We start from the raw sequence: 16,139 nt of genomic DNA, 5'->3' as shown, positions 1-16,139 counted from the left end.
CGTCAACGCCGCCGCCAGCCGCGTCATGACCTGCAGCGAGTCGTCGCCCACCACCTCGGCCGCGGCCAGCACCGTGTCGCGCTCCGGCCCCTGCGGCACCCCGGCCGCCGCACGGGTCAGGAGGTCGGCGCCCTCCTCCAGCACGAGCCCGGCGTCGATCCCGGCCGGAACCTTGATGCAGGCGGTGTGCCGCCAGGTGGCCACCGGGTCGCTCCAGGCCTCGATCGTGTACGTCCAGCGTCCCGGCGCGTCCGGTGTGACCTCGGCGCCCCAGCGGTCGGTGCCCGGCGCCAGCTCCCGCATCGGCGTCCACGGGCCAGGACGGCCCTGCGGATCCGTGAGCACCACATTGGCGGCGACGGCGTCATGGCCCTCGCGGAACACGCCGGCGGTGACCTGGAACGTCTCGCCCGTCACCGCCTTCGCCGGGCGCCGGCCGCACTCCACGGCCGGGCGGACGTCGCGCACCGGAATGCGCCCGATGACCGGGGTCTGACTCGGGGTCGAACTCATGGTGTCACCTCCACCGTGCTTGAGGCCGGGCTCGCGCCCGGCCGGGAACCGCGTTCTTCTCGGGCCTGTTGGGGGATGTCGTGCCGTGAGCGGGCGTCAGGGGCGCGGTGCTACGTCCCGGCGGGCGATCGCGTGTCCTGCACCCTGCGCCGGCCGCGCCGCGTGACGACGCCGACGTGCGGCCGGCCGCTGTGCTCACGCAGGTACGTCACGATGTTGGTGCGCAGATAGCGCTCCGCGGCGTCCGCGGCCTCCCGTGCGCAGCGCTTCCCCATCAGCACGCACAGGGTGTAGCCGGAATCCTCGAAGGTGGCCCGCACCCTGCGGTCGTCGGGAGACGCGAGCATCGCGCGTTCCCACGCCCGGTAGTGCCGCAGATGCCGTGCGACTTCGGCTTTGGCAGGTAGCAGCATGGCGCCGTTCACCTTTCGGGAGCGCTCGATGGGCACGTCTCCCCGACGGTCGGGGCGGTTTCCGTGCACGCGGAAGCACGGTTGCCGTTCACGGCGCTCGAGACTTTCACTCATGGTGCACGTTCAACGACTAACCGTCCTGTTGGATCTTCAACCAGCTCGTTTCGCCTGTTCGCCGCATGCCTGGCCCGGCCGCTCACGTCTCCTCGCGGGCCTCTCGAGTTGCACGAATGGCGTAGCGCACTCAGTGTGGGATCTGACTCAGAGGCAACAAGTGCTCACGCTTCGTACTCGGGGGCTGAGCCCGACACAAGGGCCGGAGAGAGTGCGAGCCTCGCCGGTGAGGAGCCAACGACGATGAAGACCGCAGTGCCCTGCTACTACCACCTCGACGTGGAAGTCAGCCCGGAACGGGTCGGACAGGTCAGGCGCATCCTGGCCGCGCACCTTCGGTTCTGGGATCTCGAGGACCTCGTCGAACCCGTGTGCGGCGGTGCCGAGATGCTGCTGAAAGCCATCGACGAGCACGCCCGGGACAAGCACACCTCCATCGAGATGTGGTGGACCGGCCAGCACCTGATCACCGCCGTCGGGGAGAACAACCACGACCTGCGCCCCGACCAGGACCTGCGGACCTGCCTGGCCCGCATCGCCGCGACCAGCGACGGCTGGGGCTGCTGCGCCTCCGAGACCGGCAGCAAGATCATCTGGTTCTCGCAGCGGGCCCGCGCCGGGGTGCGTGTCCCGCTGGTCCCGAAGGCGCCGGCCCCGACCCTGCGCGAGGGCCTGAGGACGCCTCGTGCCGTGCCGGTCGCCGCGCTGGCCTCTCCGCTCAGCGGCCCGGAGGCCGTCCTGGAGGGCGCCCGGTGACCGCGCGCAGACGCCGCACAGGGGTACCCGTTCCCGTCTGGGGCGGGTACCCCTATCCACTGGGCGCCGCGTACGACGGCGAAGGCACCAACTTCGCGCTGTTCAGCGAGGTCGCCGAACACGTCGAACTCGTCCTCGTGGACGACGCCGGCGCCCATCGCCAGGTCCCGCTGACCGAGGTCGACGGCTTCGTGTGGCACGGCTACCTGCCGGGCATCGGGCCGGGGCAGCGCTACGGCTACCGGGTGCACGGCCCCTGGCACCCGGCGGCCGGCCACCGCTGCAACCCGAGGAAACTCCTCCTGGACCCCTATGCCAGGGCGGTGGACGGGCAGATCGACAACCACCCCTCGCTCTACGAGCGCGCCCCGCACGGGCCGGACCCGGCCGACAGTGCCGGGCACACCATGCTCGGCGTGGTCACCGACCCGGCCTTCGACTGGGGCGACGACCGCCCGCCGCGGCGGGCGTACTCCGACACCGTGATCTACGAGGCGCACGTGCGCGGCCTGACCCGCACCCACCCCGACGTCCCGCCCGAACTGCGCGGGACCTACGCGGGGTTGGCGCACCCGGCGGTGATCGAGCACCTGACCTCGCTGGGCGTGACCGCCGTCGAGCTGATGCCGGTGCACCAGTTCGTCCACGACGGCGTGCTCCAGGGCCGGGGCCTTTCCAACTACTGGGGCTACAACACCATCGGCTTCTTCGCGCCGCACAACGACTACGCCGCCCACGGCATGCGCGGTCAGCAGGTCGCCGAGTTCAAGTCGATGGTCAAGGCGCTGCACGCGGCAGGGCTCGAGGTGATCCTCGACGTCGTCTACAACCACACCGCCGAGGGCAACGAGAAGGGCCCCACCCTTTCCTTCCGGGGCATCGACAACGCCTCGTACTACCGCCTCGTCGACGGCGACTGGGCGCACTACTACGACACCACCGGCACCGGCAACAGCCTGCTGATGCGCCACCCCTACGTGCTGCAGCTGATCATGGACTCACTGCGGTACTGGGTCACCGAGATGCACGTCGACGGCTTCCGCTTCGACCTCGCGGCGACGCTGGCGCGGCAGTTCCACGAGGTGGACCGGCTCTCGGCGTTCTTCGACCTGATCCAGCAGGACCCGGTGATCAGCCGTGTGAAGCTGATCGCCGAGCCCTGGGACGTCGGCGAGGGCGGCTACCAGGTGGGCAACTTCCCGCCGCTGTGGTCGGAATGGAACGGCCTGTACCGGGACGCGGTACGGGACTTCTGGCGCGGCGAGGAGCACACGCTCGGCGACTTCGCGTCCCGTCTGACGGGCTCCGCGGACCTGTACGCCCACAACCGGCGCCGCCCGCGCGCCAGCGTCAACTTCGTGACCGCGCACGACGGTTTCACACTGCGCGACCTGGTGTCGTACAACGACAAGCACAACGAGGCCAACGGTGAGGGCAACCGGGACGGCGAGAGCGCCAACCGGTCCTGGAACTGCGGCGCCGAGGGAGACACCAAGGACCCGGCCGTCCTCGCGCTGCGCTCCCGTCAGCAGCGCAACTTCCTGGCCACGCTGCTGCTCTCGCAGGGCATCCCGATGCTGTGCCACGGCGACGAGCTGGGCCGCACCCAGCGCGGCAACAACAACGCCTACTGCCAGGACAACGAGGTCTCCTGGATCGACTGGCGGCTGACCGGGCGGCAGCGGGAGCTCGTGGACTTCACGCGGTACGTCATCGCACTGCGCGCCGCCCACCCCGTGCTGCGCCGCCGCCGTTTCTTCCAGGGCGAGACGGCGACCCGCGACGACCAGCCGCTGCCGGACCTGGTGTGGATGCTGCCGGACGGCCGCGAGATGGCCGAGGAGGACTGGCAGCGCTCCGACGCGCACTCCGTCATGGTCTTCCTCAACGGCGACGCCATCGCCGAGCCCGACCGCAAGGGGCGGAGCGTGGTGGACGACTCGTTCCTGCTGCTGCTCAACGGCTACTGGGAACCGGTCGACTTCCGCCTGCCCGGCCCCGCCTACGGCGACCGCTGGACCACGGTCGTCGACACGGCAGAATCCGGCGGTCCGCCGCGCGAGGCGGAACACAAGCCCTCCGGCGAGCTCCTCGTGGAGCCTCGCAGCCTGATCCTGCTGTCCCGCCCGCCGAGGACGGCTCGCTGAGGTCGGCTCGCTGGGGTCGGCCCGCTCAGGTCCGCCTGCCGAGGACGGCCCGTTTAGGTGGTCGGCTCGCTGAGGTCTGCCCGCTGAGGCCGGCCCGCCGACAGACGCTCCGCGGCCCCGGTCGTGCTCCCGCTGCCCCGGTCGTGCTTCCGCTGGATCGCCTGTCACATGGCCGTACGGGAGAGGAACCCGGCCGCGACGAGCACCCGAACCGGGTCTGCTCACGCCCGGCCGCCGGGCCGGCGGCAGACCCGCGCTCCCCGTCCTGAGCGGTTCCGGGAAGTCTCGCGAAGGTCCGGTTCAGCCCCCGCGGCGGGAGGTCACCGTGAACTGGGCGCCGTCCGCGTCGCGCAGTACGGCCTCCTCGAAGTCCTCGCGCAGCACGCTGCCGCCGTGGCACTCGGCGGCGCGGGCGCAGGCGGCCACGTCGGCCACCCGGAAGTGGATCTGCCAGTGCGGCCGGATCGTGGGGTCGGGCGCCGCCTCCAGGGCGCCCGACTCGATGCGCGCCACGACCTCGCCGTGGCTGCGCAACACGACCTCGTTGGCCTCGTAGCGGACCTCGACGCAACCGGGGCGTTCCGAGGCCCAGTCCAGGACCTCGCCGTAGAAGATGGCGGCGTCGAACGCGTCGCGCGTGTGCAGCCGGATGAAGGCGGGCGCGGCCTTGCGCCAGGTCTCCCAGTCGGTGAACAGCTCACCCTCCCAGATCCCGAAGGTCGCGCCGTCCCGGTCGGCCAGCAGGGCGGCCCGCCCGGGCGGCAGCGAGATCGGGCCGACCGCCGCCGTGCCGCCGCGTTCCTGCACCCGCGACACGGCGTCGTCGGCGCTGGGCACGGCGAAGTAAGGAGTCCAGGCCACCGCCATCTGCCACATCGAGGCCACCGCGGCGATCCCCGCGACCGGCGCCCCGTCGGCGAGCGCGATGCGGAAGCGGTCACCCAGCTTGCTCGAGTGCCGCCAGTCCCAGCCCAGCACGGCCTGGTAGAAGTCCTCGGTGGCCTCCAGGTCGCGGCTGGTCAGGCTGACCCAGCAGGGCGCGCCGCACACGTTGTGCGTGGTGACGACATCGGTCTCGGGATGGTCGGAGGGTGTCGCGTCGTGGTTCATGGCACGTCCTGATACTCGTCAGCCGGTGGCCACCGGTCTCACACCAGTGTCCGACCGGAACCCCCGAGGGCGCCTGCCGAGTACCCGCCGGGTACCGCCGAAACGGCGGCCCGGCTCCCGCCCCCTCGCTCGACCGGGTGGCCGGCCGGTGCCGTCGGGACGCCGGTGTTTCAGCCGGTCTCGGCGAGCAACTCCTCGCGCAACTGGGCGAAACAGCCGCTGAGCAGCCGTGAGACGTGCATCTGCGAGATGCCCAGCTGCTGCGCGATCCGGCTCTGCGTCATGCCCCGGAAGAAGCGCAGGTACAGGATCATGCGCTCGCGCTCGGGCAGCGCCTCCAGACACGGTTTGACGGCCACCCGGTCGACCACGAGGTCGTAGCGCGGGTCGGCCTCGCCCAGGCCGTCGCCGAGCGCGTAGCCCTCGGTGCCCGGCACCTCCGCCTCCAGGGAGAGCGCGGCGAAGCAGTCCAGGGCCTCCATCCCGGTGTGCACGTCGCTCATGCTCAGATGGGTGTACTCGGCGATCTCGGCGACGGTCGGTGCCCGGCCCGGTGTCGTCTGCGCCAGCTCCTTCGCGGCGCGCCGCACCCGGTTGCGCAGGTCCTGGACCCGGCGCGGCACGTGCAGCGTCCACATGTGGTCGCGGAAGTGCCGCTTGATCTCCCCGGTGACGGTCGGCACGGCATAGGCCTCGAACGCGTAGCCGCGTGCCGGGTCGTAGTGGTCGACGGCCTTGACCAGGCCGAGTGCCGCCACCTGGTACAGATCCTCCAGAGCCTCGCCGCGTCCGCGGAACCGGACGGCAATCCGTTCGGCCATGGGCAGCCACACCTGGACCAGTTCGTCCCGGAGGGCCTTGCGCTCCGGGCCGTCGGGCAGTCGGGCGAGCCGCTCGAACGCCGCCGCGGTGTCGGGGGCGTCGTCGTGCGGATGGGTCTTGGTTCTGCCGGTGGTACGCATACGCTGCGCCTCCCTCAGCAGGTGCTCGATGGACGGACACCGCGGGAGGCGCGGGGCTCGGACCTAGGGGAGAGACATCGGGGCGCGCCGGCTCCCACGGACGTGCCTCCTGTCCGAAGCACTGAAAAGCGGATTCCCGAAGTCCGCGATTTCGAAACAATTCCGGGAATGCGGTGACGTTATGCGACCGGGCGATTCTGAATTGTCGACCGAGGGCGGCAGAATTTGCGCCGTGGTGAATGATGTGCATTTCGATGACCTGGCGAATGTCCGCGATCGCGGCCGCCCGGTTCCGTCCGCCTCCGGGGCCGGCCCTCTCGTGGAGCGGGCCCCTCCCGCGAGACGTGACCACCCCGCGAGCGGTGTCCCTCCCGTGAGGCGGGCCGTCTCGCGGAACGTGACCGCCTCACGGGGCTTGACCCTCTCTTGGTGAGATTACCTCTGACACAGAGGTAATCTCATGGTGTGAAACCGGAGACCTACGCCGAAGAGCTGGCCGACGCGCTCGTCGGAGTCCAGCGACTGATCCGGCGCCGGCTGCGCGCCGGGATGACCGAGGCGCGGCTGCGCGGCGCCGAGGTGGAACTGCTGCGCCTGGTCGAGGCCTGTCCCGGCATCGGGGTCTCGGAGGCCGCCAAGGAGCTCCACCTGGCGGGCAACTCCGTGTCGACGCTTGTCAACCAGCTGGTCCGGGACGGTCAGCTGGTCCGGGAGACGGACCCCGCCGACCGGCGGGCCGCCCGCCTGCTGCTCACCGAGGCCGCCGGGGCCCGGCTGCGCGACTGGCGCGAGCGCCGGGCGGCCCTGGTCCGCCGCCAGGTGGACCGGCTCGACCAGACCGACCGGGACGCCCTGCGCGCGGCGATCCCCGCCCTGCGCAGGCTGGCCGACAACCTTCGTGAGGAGGCAGACCGACCATGACCAGCGACACTGCCGAGGTCGCCGCCGAACAGACAGCGGCCCGCGACGCGGTCACCTGTACCCGACTCGCCCACGCCTTCGGCGGGACCAAGGCCGTCGACGGCCTGGACCTGGCCGTACGCCCGGGAGAGGTGTTCGGCCTGCTCGGCCCCAACGGGGCCGGGAAGACCACGGCGATCCGCTGCATCACCACGCTGCTGCCGGTCCCCGCGGGCATGGTCCGCGTCTTCGGGCACGACCCCGCCCGCGACCGGATGGCCGTACGCCGCCTGCTGGGCTACGTCCCTCAGCAGCTGTCGGCCGACGCCGCCCTCACCGGCCGGGAGAACGTCACCCTGTTCGCCCGCGTCTTCGACGTCCCGCGCCGCGAACGCGCCGCCCGGGTCGCCCAGGCACTGGCCGCCGTCGACCTCACCGACGCCGCCGACCGGCTGGCGAAGACGTACTCGGGCGGCATGGTCCGCCGCCTGGAACTGGCCCAGGCCCTGGTCAGCGCGCCCCGCCTGCTGATCCTGGACGAGCCCACGATCGGCCTCGACCCGATCGCCCGCACCGGAGTGTGGGAGCACATCAACGCCGTCCGCGCCGCCACCGGCATGACGGTCCTGGTCACCACCCACTACATGGACGAGGCCGACCAGTACTGCGACCGGGTCGGCCTCATGCACCGCGGCCGGATCCGGGCCCTGGGCACCCCCGCCGAACTGCGGCAGGGGCTCGGCGAACGGCGCCGCGCCCAGGGCGCCCCGGCCACGGCCACGCCGCCCACGCTGGAGGACGTCTTCCGCGACGTGGCCGGCAGCGGCCTCGACGACACCTCAGGAGATTTCCGCGATGTCCGAAGCACCCGTCGCACCGCACACCGTGTCGGCTGAGCCGGCCGGCGAGAGCGGCATCGGCCTCCTCGTGCAGGCCCCGCCGCCCCGCGCGGGCTGGCGGCTGCTGCCCGCCCGGGTTGTCGCCATGTGCGCGGTGGAGCTGCAGAAGCTGCGCCACGACCGCACCGAGCTCTACACCCGTGCGATTCAGCCCGCCCTCTGGCTGCTGATCTTCGGTCAGACCTTCACCCGCATCCGGGCGATCCCCACCGGAGGGATTCCCTACATCGACTTCATGGCGCCCGGCATCATCGCCCAGTCCGCCATGTTCATCGCCATCTTCTACGGCATCCAGATCATCTGGGAGCGGGACGCGGGCGTCCTCAACAAGCTCCTGGTGACCCCGACCCCGCGCTCGGCCCTGGTCACCGGCAAGGCGTTCGCGGCCGGAGTGAAGTCGCTGATCCAGGCCATCGTCGTCATCGTCATCGCCGCCCTGCTCGGCGTGGCGCTGACCTGGAACCCGCTGCGGCTGCTCGGTGTCGCCGCCGCCGTGATCCTCGGTTCGGCGTTCTTCTCCTGCCTGTCGATGACCATCGCCGGCATCGTGCTCAGCCGCGACCGGCTGATGGGCATCGGGCAGGCGATCACGATGCCGCTGTTCTTCGGCTCCAACGCCCTGTACCCCGTGGGCGTCATGCCCGGCTGGCTCCAGGCCGTCAGCAGGGCCAACCCGCTCAGCTACCAGGTCGACGCCCTGCGCGGTCTGCTGCTCGGCACCTCCGCGCACCTGGCCGCGGACTTCGCCGTCCTCGTGGTGGCCGCCGCACTCGGCATCACCGCGGCCTCCGGCCTGCTCGGCCGGCTGGCCCGGTGAACCGGTCCGGCGGCCCGCCCTCCGCGGTCCGGCCCGCCGCCGGGCCACCCGTCCGGCGGCGGGCCGTACGGAGTGATATGTGGCACGCCCGTGCGGCGGCCGGAACGGCGGATCCGGAGGTTTCTCCAGCGCACGGCTTGATCAGCGATCAACGCCCGTGAATTCCCAGGCCACACCGCATTCCGTACATTTGACAGTGCGCTCGGCCCACAGATAGGAAGCAGCTCTTGGAAGTCGAGAGGTGCATTGTGTACGAGCCGAACGTGGTCGGGGACTGGCAGGAGTACGACGGGCATGCCGGTCTGCGCGTCCGCGTCCACAGTCTGGAGCCGGCCGAGCCGCCGCGTGGACGCGATGACGCGGCGGAGGGGCTGACGTACTTCCGCATCCGTGTCACCGTCGAGAACCGCGGAACACGGAACTTCGGCATCCACCTCGAGGACGGCCAGATCGACGTGCGGGTCGGCCCCGACGGCGAGGGTGCGTTCCTCGACTGGCGCAACTCCCAGTTCATCGAGGGCTACGACGTCTACCCGCTGCGCCGGGTCACCGCGGTGCTGTACGCGGCGGGCCCGGAGGCGTCCCTGTCCCAGGTCGACATCCAGGTCCAGCTGCGCGTCGACGAGGAGTGGACCGACCGCCGGCTGTGGGCCGGCGGCATCGGTGTGCACGAGGAGTCCGTCGCGGCGGGCGCGCACTGCGCAGGCGGCCAGGGCGGCCTGGCGCACCAGATCAGCAACTTCCTGCGCGACCAGGCCGAACCGGGCACCGCCGGCTGACGCCGCCGGCCCGTGCCGGCGCCTCAGCGCGGGATGCCGTCGATGATCTCGCGGGCGCCCTGGCGCAGCAGGGCCACGGCGACCGAGGTGCCGAGCGTGGCGGCGTCCAGGCGGCCCGCCCATTCATGGGCGTTGAGCCGGGTCTTGCCGTCGGGAGTGAAGACGCACGCCCGCAGCGACAGCTCACCGCTGCCGTCGACCTGCGCGTACCCGGCGATCGGGCTGTTGCAGTGCCCCTGGAGCACGTGCAGGAACATGCGCTCCGCGGTGGCCGCCCGGTAGGTGCCGGTGTCGCCGAGGGCGCTGACGGTCTCGATCAGCTCGGTGTCCCCCTCGCGGCACTGCAGGGCGAGGATGCCCGCGCCGATCGGCGGCATCATCGTCTCCACGGACAGCACCTCGCTGATCACGTCCGGCCGTCCGATGCGCTCCAGACCGGACACGGCGAGCAGCAGCGCGTCCGCCTCCCCGGCCGCGAGCTTCTCCAGCCGCCGGTTCGCGTTGCCGCGGAACGGGACGCACGTGAGGTGCGGATGCGTGGCCGCCAGTTGCGCGATCCGGCGCACCGCGGACGTACCGATCCGGGTGCCGGGGGGAAGCTCGTCGAGGGTCAGTCCGCCGGGGTGCACCAGGGCGTCGCGGACGTCGTCCCGCTTGAGGAACGCGGCGAACGTGGTGCCCGCGGGCAGGGGCCGGTCGGCGGGCACGTCCTTCAGACAGTGCACCGCGAGGTCCGCCTCCCCGGCCAGCAGCGCGGCGTCGACCTCCTTGGTGAAGGCCCCCTTGCCCTCGACCTTGGCAAGCTCGCCCAGCCACTTGTCGCCGGTGGTCTTCACCGGCACCACCTCGGTGCGCACACCCGGGTACAGGGCGGCCAACTCGGCACGGACACGCTCCACCTGAGCCAACGCCATGGGCGAGTCACGGGAGACGATACGGATCAGTTCAGGCACGGCCATGCGGCACACGATAGACCTTCGCCGGACCCCCGGACGCCGGGTGCCTCGTGAGGCCCGTCCCGGCGCTCGGCGTGTCCCTACCTCAGCGGGTCGTCCGGCAGGTCCGCCGCCGACTCCTCGGGGGTGAGGTCCGGGCGCAGTCGCAGCCAGGACGGCTGGCGCAGCATGCCCGCGCGGGTGCGGACGCTGTAGCGGACCTCGCCGACCAGGCGGGGCAGCACCCAGTGAGCCCCGCGCGCGGCCGGTACGGGGTCGAAGGGGCACACGTCGGTCGCCAGGTCCGCGAGCAGCCGGGCGAGCTCGGAGCGCTCGGCCTCGCTCCAGCCCGTGCCCACGCTGCCGACGTACCGCAGCCTCCCGCCCCCGCGCTGACCCACCAGCACCGCGCCCGGCAGCCCGGCCAGCCGTCCCTTGCCGGGCAGCCAGCCGCCCACCACGACGTCCTCGCTACGCATGTTGCGGATCTTGATCCAGGCCCGCGAACGCACCCCCGGCTCGTACACAGAGTCCAGCCGCTTGCAGACCAGGCCCTCCAGGCCGTGCTCGCGGGTGGCGGCCAGGGCCTGGGCGCCGTAGCCGATGACGGCGCCGGGCGTGGACCAGTACGGCCCGTCGAGCCCCAAGGCCTCCAGGCGCTCGCGGCGCCCGACGTAGGGCAGCCCGATCAGCGGCTCCGTGCCCAGGTACAGCACGTCGAAGAGCACCGCGTGCACCGGGACCCGCGCCGCCCGGCGCGCGGCCAGGCCGGGGGCGTGGGCCAGGCCCATCCGGCTCTGCAACAGCTGGAAGCTCGCACGGCCCTCCTCGTCCAGCGCCAGGATCTCACCGTCCACGATCGCGGGAGTGCCTCCCAGGGCGCGGCCGAGCGGGCGCAGCTCGGGATAGGCGGCCGTGATGTCCTCGCCGGAGCGGGCCCGCAGCAGCACGGAACCGTCACCGGGCAGATACGCCACCACGCGCTGGCCGTCCTGTTTCGTCTCGTACGCCCAGCGCGGGTCCTGTGCGGGGGAGGGCAGCGAGCCGGGCGTGGCGAGCATGGGCGGGATCAGCGGCAGGGTCACGGCTGAGGTGTCGACGAACCGGCCCGCCATCAAGCCCCCTGCGGACCACTTTCCCCTGAACGGGGGCTGTTGCCCCTGATCGGGGGCTGCCGTCCGGCTCGGGCCGCAGCGCTCCCGGTGCCGGGCGTCGCGGCCGGCGGACGTGGCGGCCCGCCGTGACGCACATCGCCCGCCGCCGAGGGGGACGCAGACCCCGGCCACCGGCGAAGTCTCCCGCCCCGGCCACCGGGGAGAGGGAGTTCGCCCCCTTACATACCTACCGTCCAGTAGGATCGCGCGGCAGACCCTCAGAGGAGGAACCGTGCCCCGGTCCGAACGCTCACCGCTGCTGCTCGCCGGCCTGCTGGCCACGGCGGGTGTCGCCCACTTCGCCTCCCCCCGGCAGTTCGACGCGACCATCCCGCGCGCTCTGCCCGGCAGCCCCCGCACCTGGACCTACGCCAGCGGCGCGGCCGAGCTCGCGCTGGCCGCGGGCCTGGCGCTGCCCCGGACCCGGAAGGCCGCCACGCTCGCCACGGCAGCCTTCTTCGTCGGTGTCTTCCCCGCCAATGTGCAGATGGCGGCCGACTGGCGGCACCCGCCCGCCCGGCAGCAGGCGGCGGCCATCGGACGGCTGCCCCTGCAACTGCCCCTCGTGCTGTGGGCCCGCGGGGTCGCCAAGGGCGCGAAGGCCGGGTCGTGACGGCGGTGGTCAAGGCGGGCGACAGGGTCGAGGACTTCACCCTGCCCGACGAGACGGGCACCGCCCGGACCCTGTCCGGACTGCTCGCCGACGGACCGGTGGTGCTGTTCTTCTACCCCGCCGCCCTCACCCCCGGCTGCACCGCCGAGGCCTGCCACTTCCGCGACCTCGCCGCCGAGTTCGCCGCCGTCGGCGCGACCCCCGTCGGCATCAGCGGCGACGGTGTCGACCGCCAGCAGGAGTTCGCCGGACGGCACGGACTGGGCATGCCCCTGCTGTCCGACGCCGACGGCACCGTCCGTGAGCGGTTCAGCGTCCGGCGGGGCCTCCAGCTCGCACCCACCAAGCGGGTAACCTTCGTCATCGCACAGGACCGCACCGTGCTGGAGGTCGTCCGCAGCGAACTGCGCATGAACACCCATGCCGACCGGGCGCTGGCGGCCCTGCGCGCACACCGGCGCTGACGCCCGGCCGCCGGCACGGGAGGCGGAGCCGGAACCCGGCCGCCCGGTCCGGAGACGAGGCGGGGATCCGACCGCCGGGGTCTCGGCGGCGCGGTCGGCACCGGACCGCCGCTGCCAGGCCCGGCAGCGGTGCCGTCCACCGCCCGCCGCGCTTGATGTGCTGTGGCAACCGCCTCATTCTGAGGATATGGAGCAGGTCTCCGCCACGGCGGTGGTCGATGCCCACGGCATCGTGACCGGCTGGAGCGAGGGTGCCCGGCGGTTGACCGGATACCCGGCCGAAGAGGTGGTCGGGCGCCCGGTGCGCGCGCTGCTCGCCGTGGAGCCGCCGGCCGGGGCCGCGACCGCGCTCTCGGGGTCCGCCGTCCTGAGGCACCGGGACGGCTCCACGGTCGTGACCGGGGTGCGGGCCTGCCCGGTACTCGACGCGGCCGGCCGGCCGGACGGCTTCGTGGTGACCGCCGGATGGGAGGGCGCGACCGAACAGCAGGTCCTGACGGGGCGGGTGTTCCAGCAGGCGTCCATGTCGATGTCGGTCTTCGACACCCGGCAGCGCTACCTGCGGCTCAACGAGGTGGCCTGCCAGGTGATGGGCGTGTCCGAGGAGACTCTGCTCGGACTGCCCTTCCTGGGCAGTGTGGAGGACACCGAGCCCAACCGGGGCTTCCTGGAGCATCTGCGCCAGGTCGTCGAGACGGGCCGCCCGACCCGCTACGAGAGTTTCGCCAGCGCCCCCACCCAGGAACGGGAGCAGGCCTGGACGATCGAGATGTGGCCCGTGCGCGAGGCCTCCGGGGCACTGACCGGGGTCGCCCTGGCGGCGCTCGACAGCAGCCACCAGTACTGGGCCCGGCGCCGCCTCGCCCTGCTGAACGAGGCCGCGGCCGGCATCGGCACCACCCTCGACGTGGTGCGCACGGCCGAGGAACTGGTGGAACTCCTCGTGCCGCAGTTCGCCGACTTCGCCTCGGTGGATCTGCTCGACTGGGTCCTCGGGGCCGAGGAACCGCCGGCCGGGCCGGTCGACGAGGTCGTGCTGCGCCGGGTCGCCCACGGCTCCGTCACCCCGGGCACACCGGAGGCGGCCGTGCGCCTGGGCGAGATCGACGTCCGCCCCGACTCCTCGGCCGCCGCACGGGCGATGCGGGCCGGACGGGCGATGGTCAGCCAGACGGGCGACCCGGAGTTCGCCGGATGGGTCGCCGATCGCAACGCGCGGGACCCCGAGGGACGCCCCTACCGCACGGGTGCCCACTCGATGATCACCGTGCCGCTCCGGGCCCGCGGCACCACCCTGGGTGTCGCCATGGGCATGCGGACCGTGCAGCACGCCCCGTACGCCGCCGACGACGCCGTGCTCGTCGAGGAACTCGCGAGCCGGGCCGCCGTCTGCGTCGACAACGCCCGCCGTTTCGCCCGCGAGCGTTCCACAGCCCTCGCCCTGCAGCACAGCCTGCTGCCACGCGGGCTGAGCGGCCAGGCGGCTGTGGAGGTGGCCCACCGCTACCTGCCCAGCGGCTCGCAGGCGGGCATCGGCGGCGACTGGTTCGACGTGATCCCCCTCTCCGGCAGCCGGGTCGCCCTGGTCGTCGGCGATGTGGTGGGCCACGGCATCCAGTCGTCGGCCACCATGGGACGCCTGCGCACCGCCGTACGGACCCTCGCCGACGTGGACCTGCCCCCGGACGAACTCCTCACCCACCTCGACGACCTGGTGGCCCACCTGGCCGACGCGCAGGACGGCGGAGAGGTCCCCGAGCTGGGCGCCACCTGCCTGTACGCCGTCTACGACCCCGTCTCGCGCCTCCTCTCCCTGGCCACCGCCGGCCACCCGGCACCGGTCGTCGTGCCGCCCGGCGGCACGGGCGAGCAGGTCACCGTGGCCCCGGGGCCACCGCTCGGCGTCGGCGGCCTGCCCTTCGAGGCGACCGAGCTGCGGCTGCCCGAGGGGTCGGTCGTCGCGCTGTTCACCGACGGCCTCGTCGAGAACCGCGACCGCGACGTCGACCGTGTCACCGCCGAGCTGTGCCGAGCCCTGGGCGCCCCCGTCGCATCGCTGGAGGACCTCGGCGACAGCGTGCTGAAGGCCGTCCTGCCGGAGGAACCCGGCGACGACGTGGCCCTGCTCCTGGCCCGCACCCGCGCGCTGGGCGCGGACCAGATCGCCACCTGGGACGTGCCGCCGGACCCGGCACACGTGGCCGCCACCCGCCAGGCCGTCGCGGAACAACTGGCCACCTGGGGACTGGAGGAGACCGCCTTCGTCACCGAACTGGTCGTCAGCGAACTGGTCACCAACGCCATCCGCTACGGCGAACCCCCCGTCCAGCTGAGGCTGATCCGCGACCAGGCGCTCATCTGCGAGGTCTTCGACGGCAGTTCCACCTCACCGCACCTGCGCCGGGCCCACGCCTTCGACGAGGGAGGCCGCGGCCTTCTCCTCGTCGCCCAGCTCACCCAGCGCTGGGGGAGCCGGCAGACCGGGCGGGGCAAGACCATCTGGTGCGAACAGCCACTCCCCTCCGCCTGAGCACGCCGCCACGACATCACCGCCGCACCGATCCGCCCCATCGGCAATCCCGCGGCCACCGAAACCAAGTCCGGCCCCTCTGCGCCACCGAGCGCCCCGGCAGGGGGCGCACCACCGGGTGCGCTGCCCAGTCCCGGGCAGCGAGCACGTGCCGCCTGGCTGTGCCACCTGGCGCGCCCGGCGCGAGCTGTGGTGCCGCCGGGCGTGCCGCCGCGAGCCGTGGCACCAGGCGCACCCGGGCGCGGGCTCTGCCGGCGAGCATGCCTCACGGGCTCACGCAGCGAGCACGACCGTCCGGGCTGTGACACCCGCTGCCCCGTCAGGCCGTGACACCGGCGCGCCGCGCTTCAGCAGTCGGCGAGCGCCCGGCGCGGATTCACCCCTCGCCGTCCTCCGCCGCGACCTGGGCGAGGGTCCGGCCGGTGCGTACCGAGCGCGCCCGGCGTGGGTCGGGCGTGCCGTGCCCGCCCGTACGGCCGCCGCCCTTCTTCACCAGCAGCCATGCCTCCTCCTCGGCGTCGTCCCGGCCGCCGCGGAAGCGGGTCAGCGCGTACTCGCCGTGCAGTTTCGACCCGCGCAGCCGGAAGGTGGCGTGCCCGCGCTCCAGCGACTCGGCGAAGTCGACGGGCCGGCCCCTGCGGTCGTGGCTCAGCGGCTCGTACGTGCCCCGGTCCCAGACGATCACCGTGCCACCGCCGTACTCGCCCTTGGGGATCACGCCCTCGAAGTCCTCGTACTCCAGCGGGTGGTCCTCCGTCGGCACCGCGAGCCGCTTGTCGTGCGGATCGTCCGAGGGCCCCCTCGGGACCGACCAGGACTTGAGCACGTCGTCGACCTGCAGCCGGAAGTCGAAGTGCATCCGGCGCGCGTCGTGGATCTGCACCACGAAGCGTGGCTCGGCACCGCCGGACGCCCCCTGCCCCGAGGGTTCCCCGGTCCGCCCGAAGTCGCGCTTTCCGCGGTACTCCCGCAGCCGTTCGTCCGCAGCCACCTGAACCTCCTCCGCACGCTCCGCGCACGTCACCGTCCACCC

The 16,139-nt window shown here is 72.8% G+C and carries 16 protein-coding genes; 9 read left to right on the top strand and 7 right to left on the bottom strand.

Annotation, left to right across the window (positions count from 1 at the left end; genetic code table 11):
- The coding region (locus tag BZY54_RS22600; protein WP_143668094.1) for a maltotransferase domain-containing protein at positions 1–513 on the bottom strand (513 nt) is incomplete at its 3' end.
- 110 nt (positions 514–623) lie between these two features.
- Entirely contained in the window at positions 624–926 is a 303-nt protein-coding gene (locus tag BZY54_RS22595; protein WP_086727160.1) for a DUF5133 domain-containing protein, read from the bottom strand.
- A 357-nt stretch (positions 927–1,283) separates the two neighbouring features.
- On the opposite strand from BZY54_RS22595, the gene BZY54_RS22590 reads away from it, so the two are divergent.
- Together BZY54_RS22590 and glgX are read left to right on the top strand one after the other, a co-directional pair.
- The gene (locus BZY54_RS22590; protein WP_086727157.1) at positions 1,284–1,796 is read left to right on the top strand and encodes a pep a2; all 513 of its coding nucleotides are present in this window, start codon (positions 1,284–1,286) and stop codon (positions 1,794–1,796) included.
- Complete coding sequence (glgX, locus tag BZY54_RS22585; RefSeq protein ID WP_086727156.1) at positions 1,793–3,943, top strand: glycogen debranching protein GlgX; 2,151 nt, start codon at positions 1,793–1,795, stop codon at positions 3,941–3,943. The genes BZY54_RS22590 and glgX overlap by 4 nt, the downstream gene beginning before the upstream one ends.
- Positions 3,944–4,243: 300 nt before the next feature.
- Here the strand turns inward: glgX and BZY54_RS22580 are convergent, their stop codons facing one another.
- Positions 4,244–5,053: a VOC family protein gene (locus BZY54_RS22580; protein WP_086727155.1), complete on the bottom strand. Its 810-nt coding sequence runs from the start codon at positions 5,051–5,053 to the stop codon at positions 4,244–4,246.
- Between the two features lie 170 nt (positions 5,054–5,223).
- Positions 5,224–6,015, bottom strand: coding sequence for a SigB/SigF/SigG family RNA polymerase sigma factor (locus BZY54_RS22575; protein ID WP_086727154.1), 792 nt, complete (start codon positions 6,013–6,015; stop codon positions 5,224–5,226).
- Between the two features lie 465 nt (positions 6,016–6,480).
- Between BZY54_RS22575 and BZY54_RS22570 the strand changes: the two genes are divergently transcribed.
- The 4 genes from BZY54_RS22570 (at position 6,481) to BZY54_RS22555 (ending at position 9,410) form a co-directional block, all read left to right on the top strand.
- Positions 6,481–6,936, top strand: a complete 456-nt coding sequence (locus BZY54_RS22570; protein WP_086727153.1) for a MarR family winged helix-turn-helix transcriptional regulator — start codon at positions 6,481–6,483, stop codon at positions 6,934–6,936.
- Positions 6,933–7,811, top strand: coding sequence for an ABC transporter ATP-binding protein (locus BZY54_RS22565; RefSeq protein WP_086727152.1), 879 nt, complete (start codon positions 6,933–6,935; stop codon positions 7,809–7,811). Before BZY54_RS22570 ends, BZY54_RS22565 begins: the two co-directional genes overlap by 4 nt.
- On the top strand, positions 7,771–8,631 hold the full coding sequence (locus BZY54_RS22560; protein WP_086727151.1) for an ABC transporter permease: 861 nt from the start codon (positions 7,771–7,773) through the stop codon (positions 8,629–8,631). The genes BZY54_RS22565 and BZY54_RS22560 overlap by 41 nt, the downstream gene beginning before the upstream one ends.
- Before the next feature lie 248 nt (positions 8,632–8,879).
- The gene (locus BZY54_RS22555; RefSeq protein WP_086727150.1) at positions 8,880–9,410 is read left to right on the top strand and encodes a hypothetical protein; all 531 of its coding nucleotides are present in this window, start codon (positions 8,880–8,882) and stop codon (positions 9,408–9,410) included.
- A gap of 23 nt (positions 9,411–9,433) precedes the next feature.
- Here BZY54_RS22555 and hemC read toward each other — a convergent pair whose 3' ends face one another.
- Together hemC and BZY54_RS22545 are read right to left on the bottom strand one after the other, a co-directional pair.
- The gene (gene hemC, locus BZY54_RS22550) at positions 9,434–10,369 is read right to left on the bottom strand and encodes a hydroxymethylbilane synthase (protein ID WP_086727149.1); all 936 of its coding nucleotides are present in this window, start codon (positions 10,367–10,369) and stop codon (positions 9,434–9,436) included.
- Positions 10,370–10,446: 77 nt separating this feature from the next.
- Positions 10,447–11,460, bottom strand: coding sequence for an ATP-dependent DNA ligase (locus tag BZY54_RS22545; RefSeq protein ID WP_167414042.1), 1,014 nt, complete (start codon positions 11,458–11,460; stop codon positions 10,447–10,449).
- Between the two features lie 271 nt (positions 11,461–11,731).
- On the opposite strand from BZY54_RS22545, the gene BZY54_RS22540 reads away from it, so the two are divergent.
- The 3 genes from BZY54_RS22540 to BZY54_RS22530 all read left to right on the top strand — a co-directional run bounded on the left by BZY54_RS22540 (position 11,732) and on the right by BZY54_RS22530 (position 15,106).
- Entirely contained in the window at positions 11,732–12,112 is a 381-nt protein-coding gene (locus BZY54_RS22540) for a DoxX family protein (protein WP_086727148.1), read from the top strand.
- Positions 12,109–12,576 carry a peroxiredoxin gene (locus BZY54_RS22535; RefSeq protein WP_086727147.1) on the top strand — a complete coding sequence of 156 codons (468 nt, stop codon included), beginning with the start codon at positions 12,109–12,111 and terminating at the stop codon, positions 12,574–12,576. Before BZY54_RS22540 ends, BZY54_RS22535 begins: the two co-directional genes overlap by 4 nt.
- 187 nt (positions 12,577–12,763) lie before the next feature.
- Entirely contained in the window at positions 12,764–15,106 is a 2,343-nt protein-coding gene (locus BZY54_RS22530; RefSeq protein ID WP_086727146.1) for a SpoIIE family protein phosphatase, read from the top strand.
- Between the two features lie 376 nt (positions 15,107–15,482).
- Here BZY54_RS22530 and BZY54_RS22525 read toward each other — a convergent pair whose 3' ends face one another.
- The gene (locus BZY54_RS22525; protein ID WP_086727158.1) at positions 15,483–16,097 is read right to left on the bottom strand and encodes a DNA polymerase ligase N-terminal domain-containing protein; all 615 of its coding nucleotides are present in this window, start codon (positions 16,095–16,097) and stop codon (positions 15,483–15,485) included.
- Positions 16,098–16,139 lie beyond the last annotated feature (42 nt).

The organism is Streptomyces carpinensis (assembly GCF_002154505.1).
GTDB lineage: Bacteria > Actinomycetota > Actinomycetes > Streptomycetales > Streptomycetaceae > Streptomyces > Streptomyces carpinensis.
This window is presented reverse-complemented; position numbering and strand designations above follow the sequence as displayed.

Coding starts and splice junctions, on each gene's coding strand:
- BZY54_RS22595 (WP_086727160.1), bottom strand. CDS start 926: ATGCTGCTACCTGCCAAAGCCGAAGTCGCACGGCATCTGCGGCACTAC.
- BZY54_RS22590 (WP_086727157.1), top strand. CDS start 1,284: ATGAAGACCGCAGTGCCCTGCTACTACCACCTCGACGTGGAAGTCAGC.
- BZY54_RS22580 (WP_086727155.1), bottom strand. CDS start 5,053: ATGAACCACGACGCGACACCCTCCGACCATCCCGAGACCGATGTCGTC.
- BZY54_RS22575 (WP_086727154.1), bottom strand. CDS start 6,015: ATGCGTACCACCGGCAGAACCAAGACCCATCCGCACGACGACGCCCCC.
- BZY54_RS22565 (WP_086727152.1), top strand. CDS start 6,933: ATGACCAGCGACACTGCCGAGGTCGCCGCCGAACAGACAGCGGCCCGC.
- BZY54_RS22560 (WP_086727151.1), top strand. CDS start 7,771: ATGTCCGAAGCACCCGTCGCACCGCACACCGTGTCGGCTGAGCCGGCC.
- hemC (WP_086727149.1), bottom strand. CDS start 10,369: ATGGCCGTGCCTGAACTGATCCGTATCGTCTCCCGTGACTCGCCCATG.
- BZY54_RS22545 (WP_167414042.1), bottom strand. CDS start 11,460: ATGGCGGGCCGGTTCGTCGACACCTCAGCCGTGACCCTGCCGCTGATC.
- BZY54_RS22530 (WP_086727146.1), top strand. CDS start 12,764: ATGGAGCAGGTCTCCGCCACGGCGGTGGTCGATGCCCACGGCATCGTG.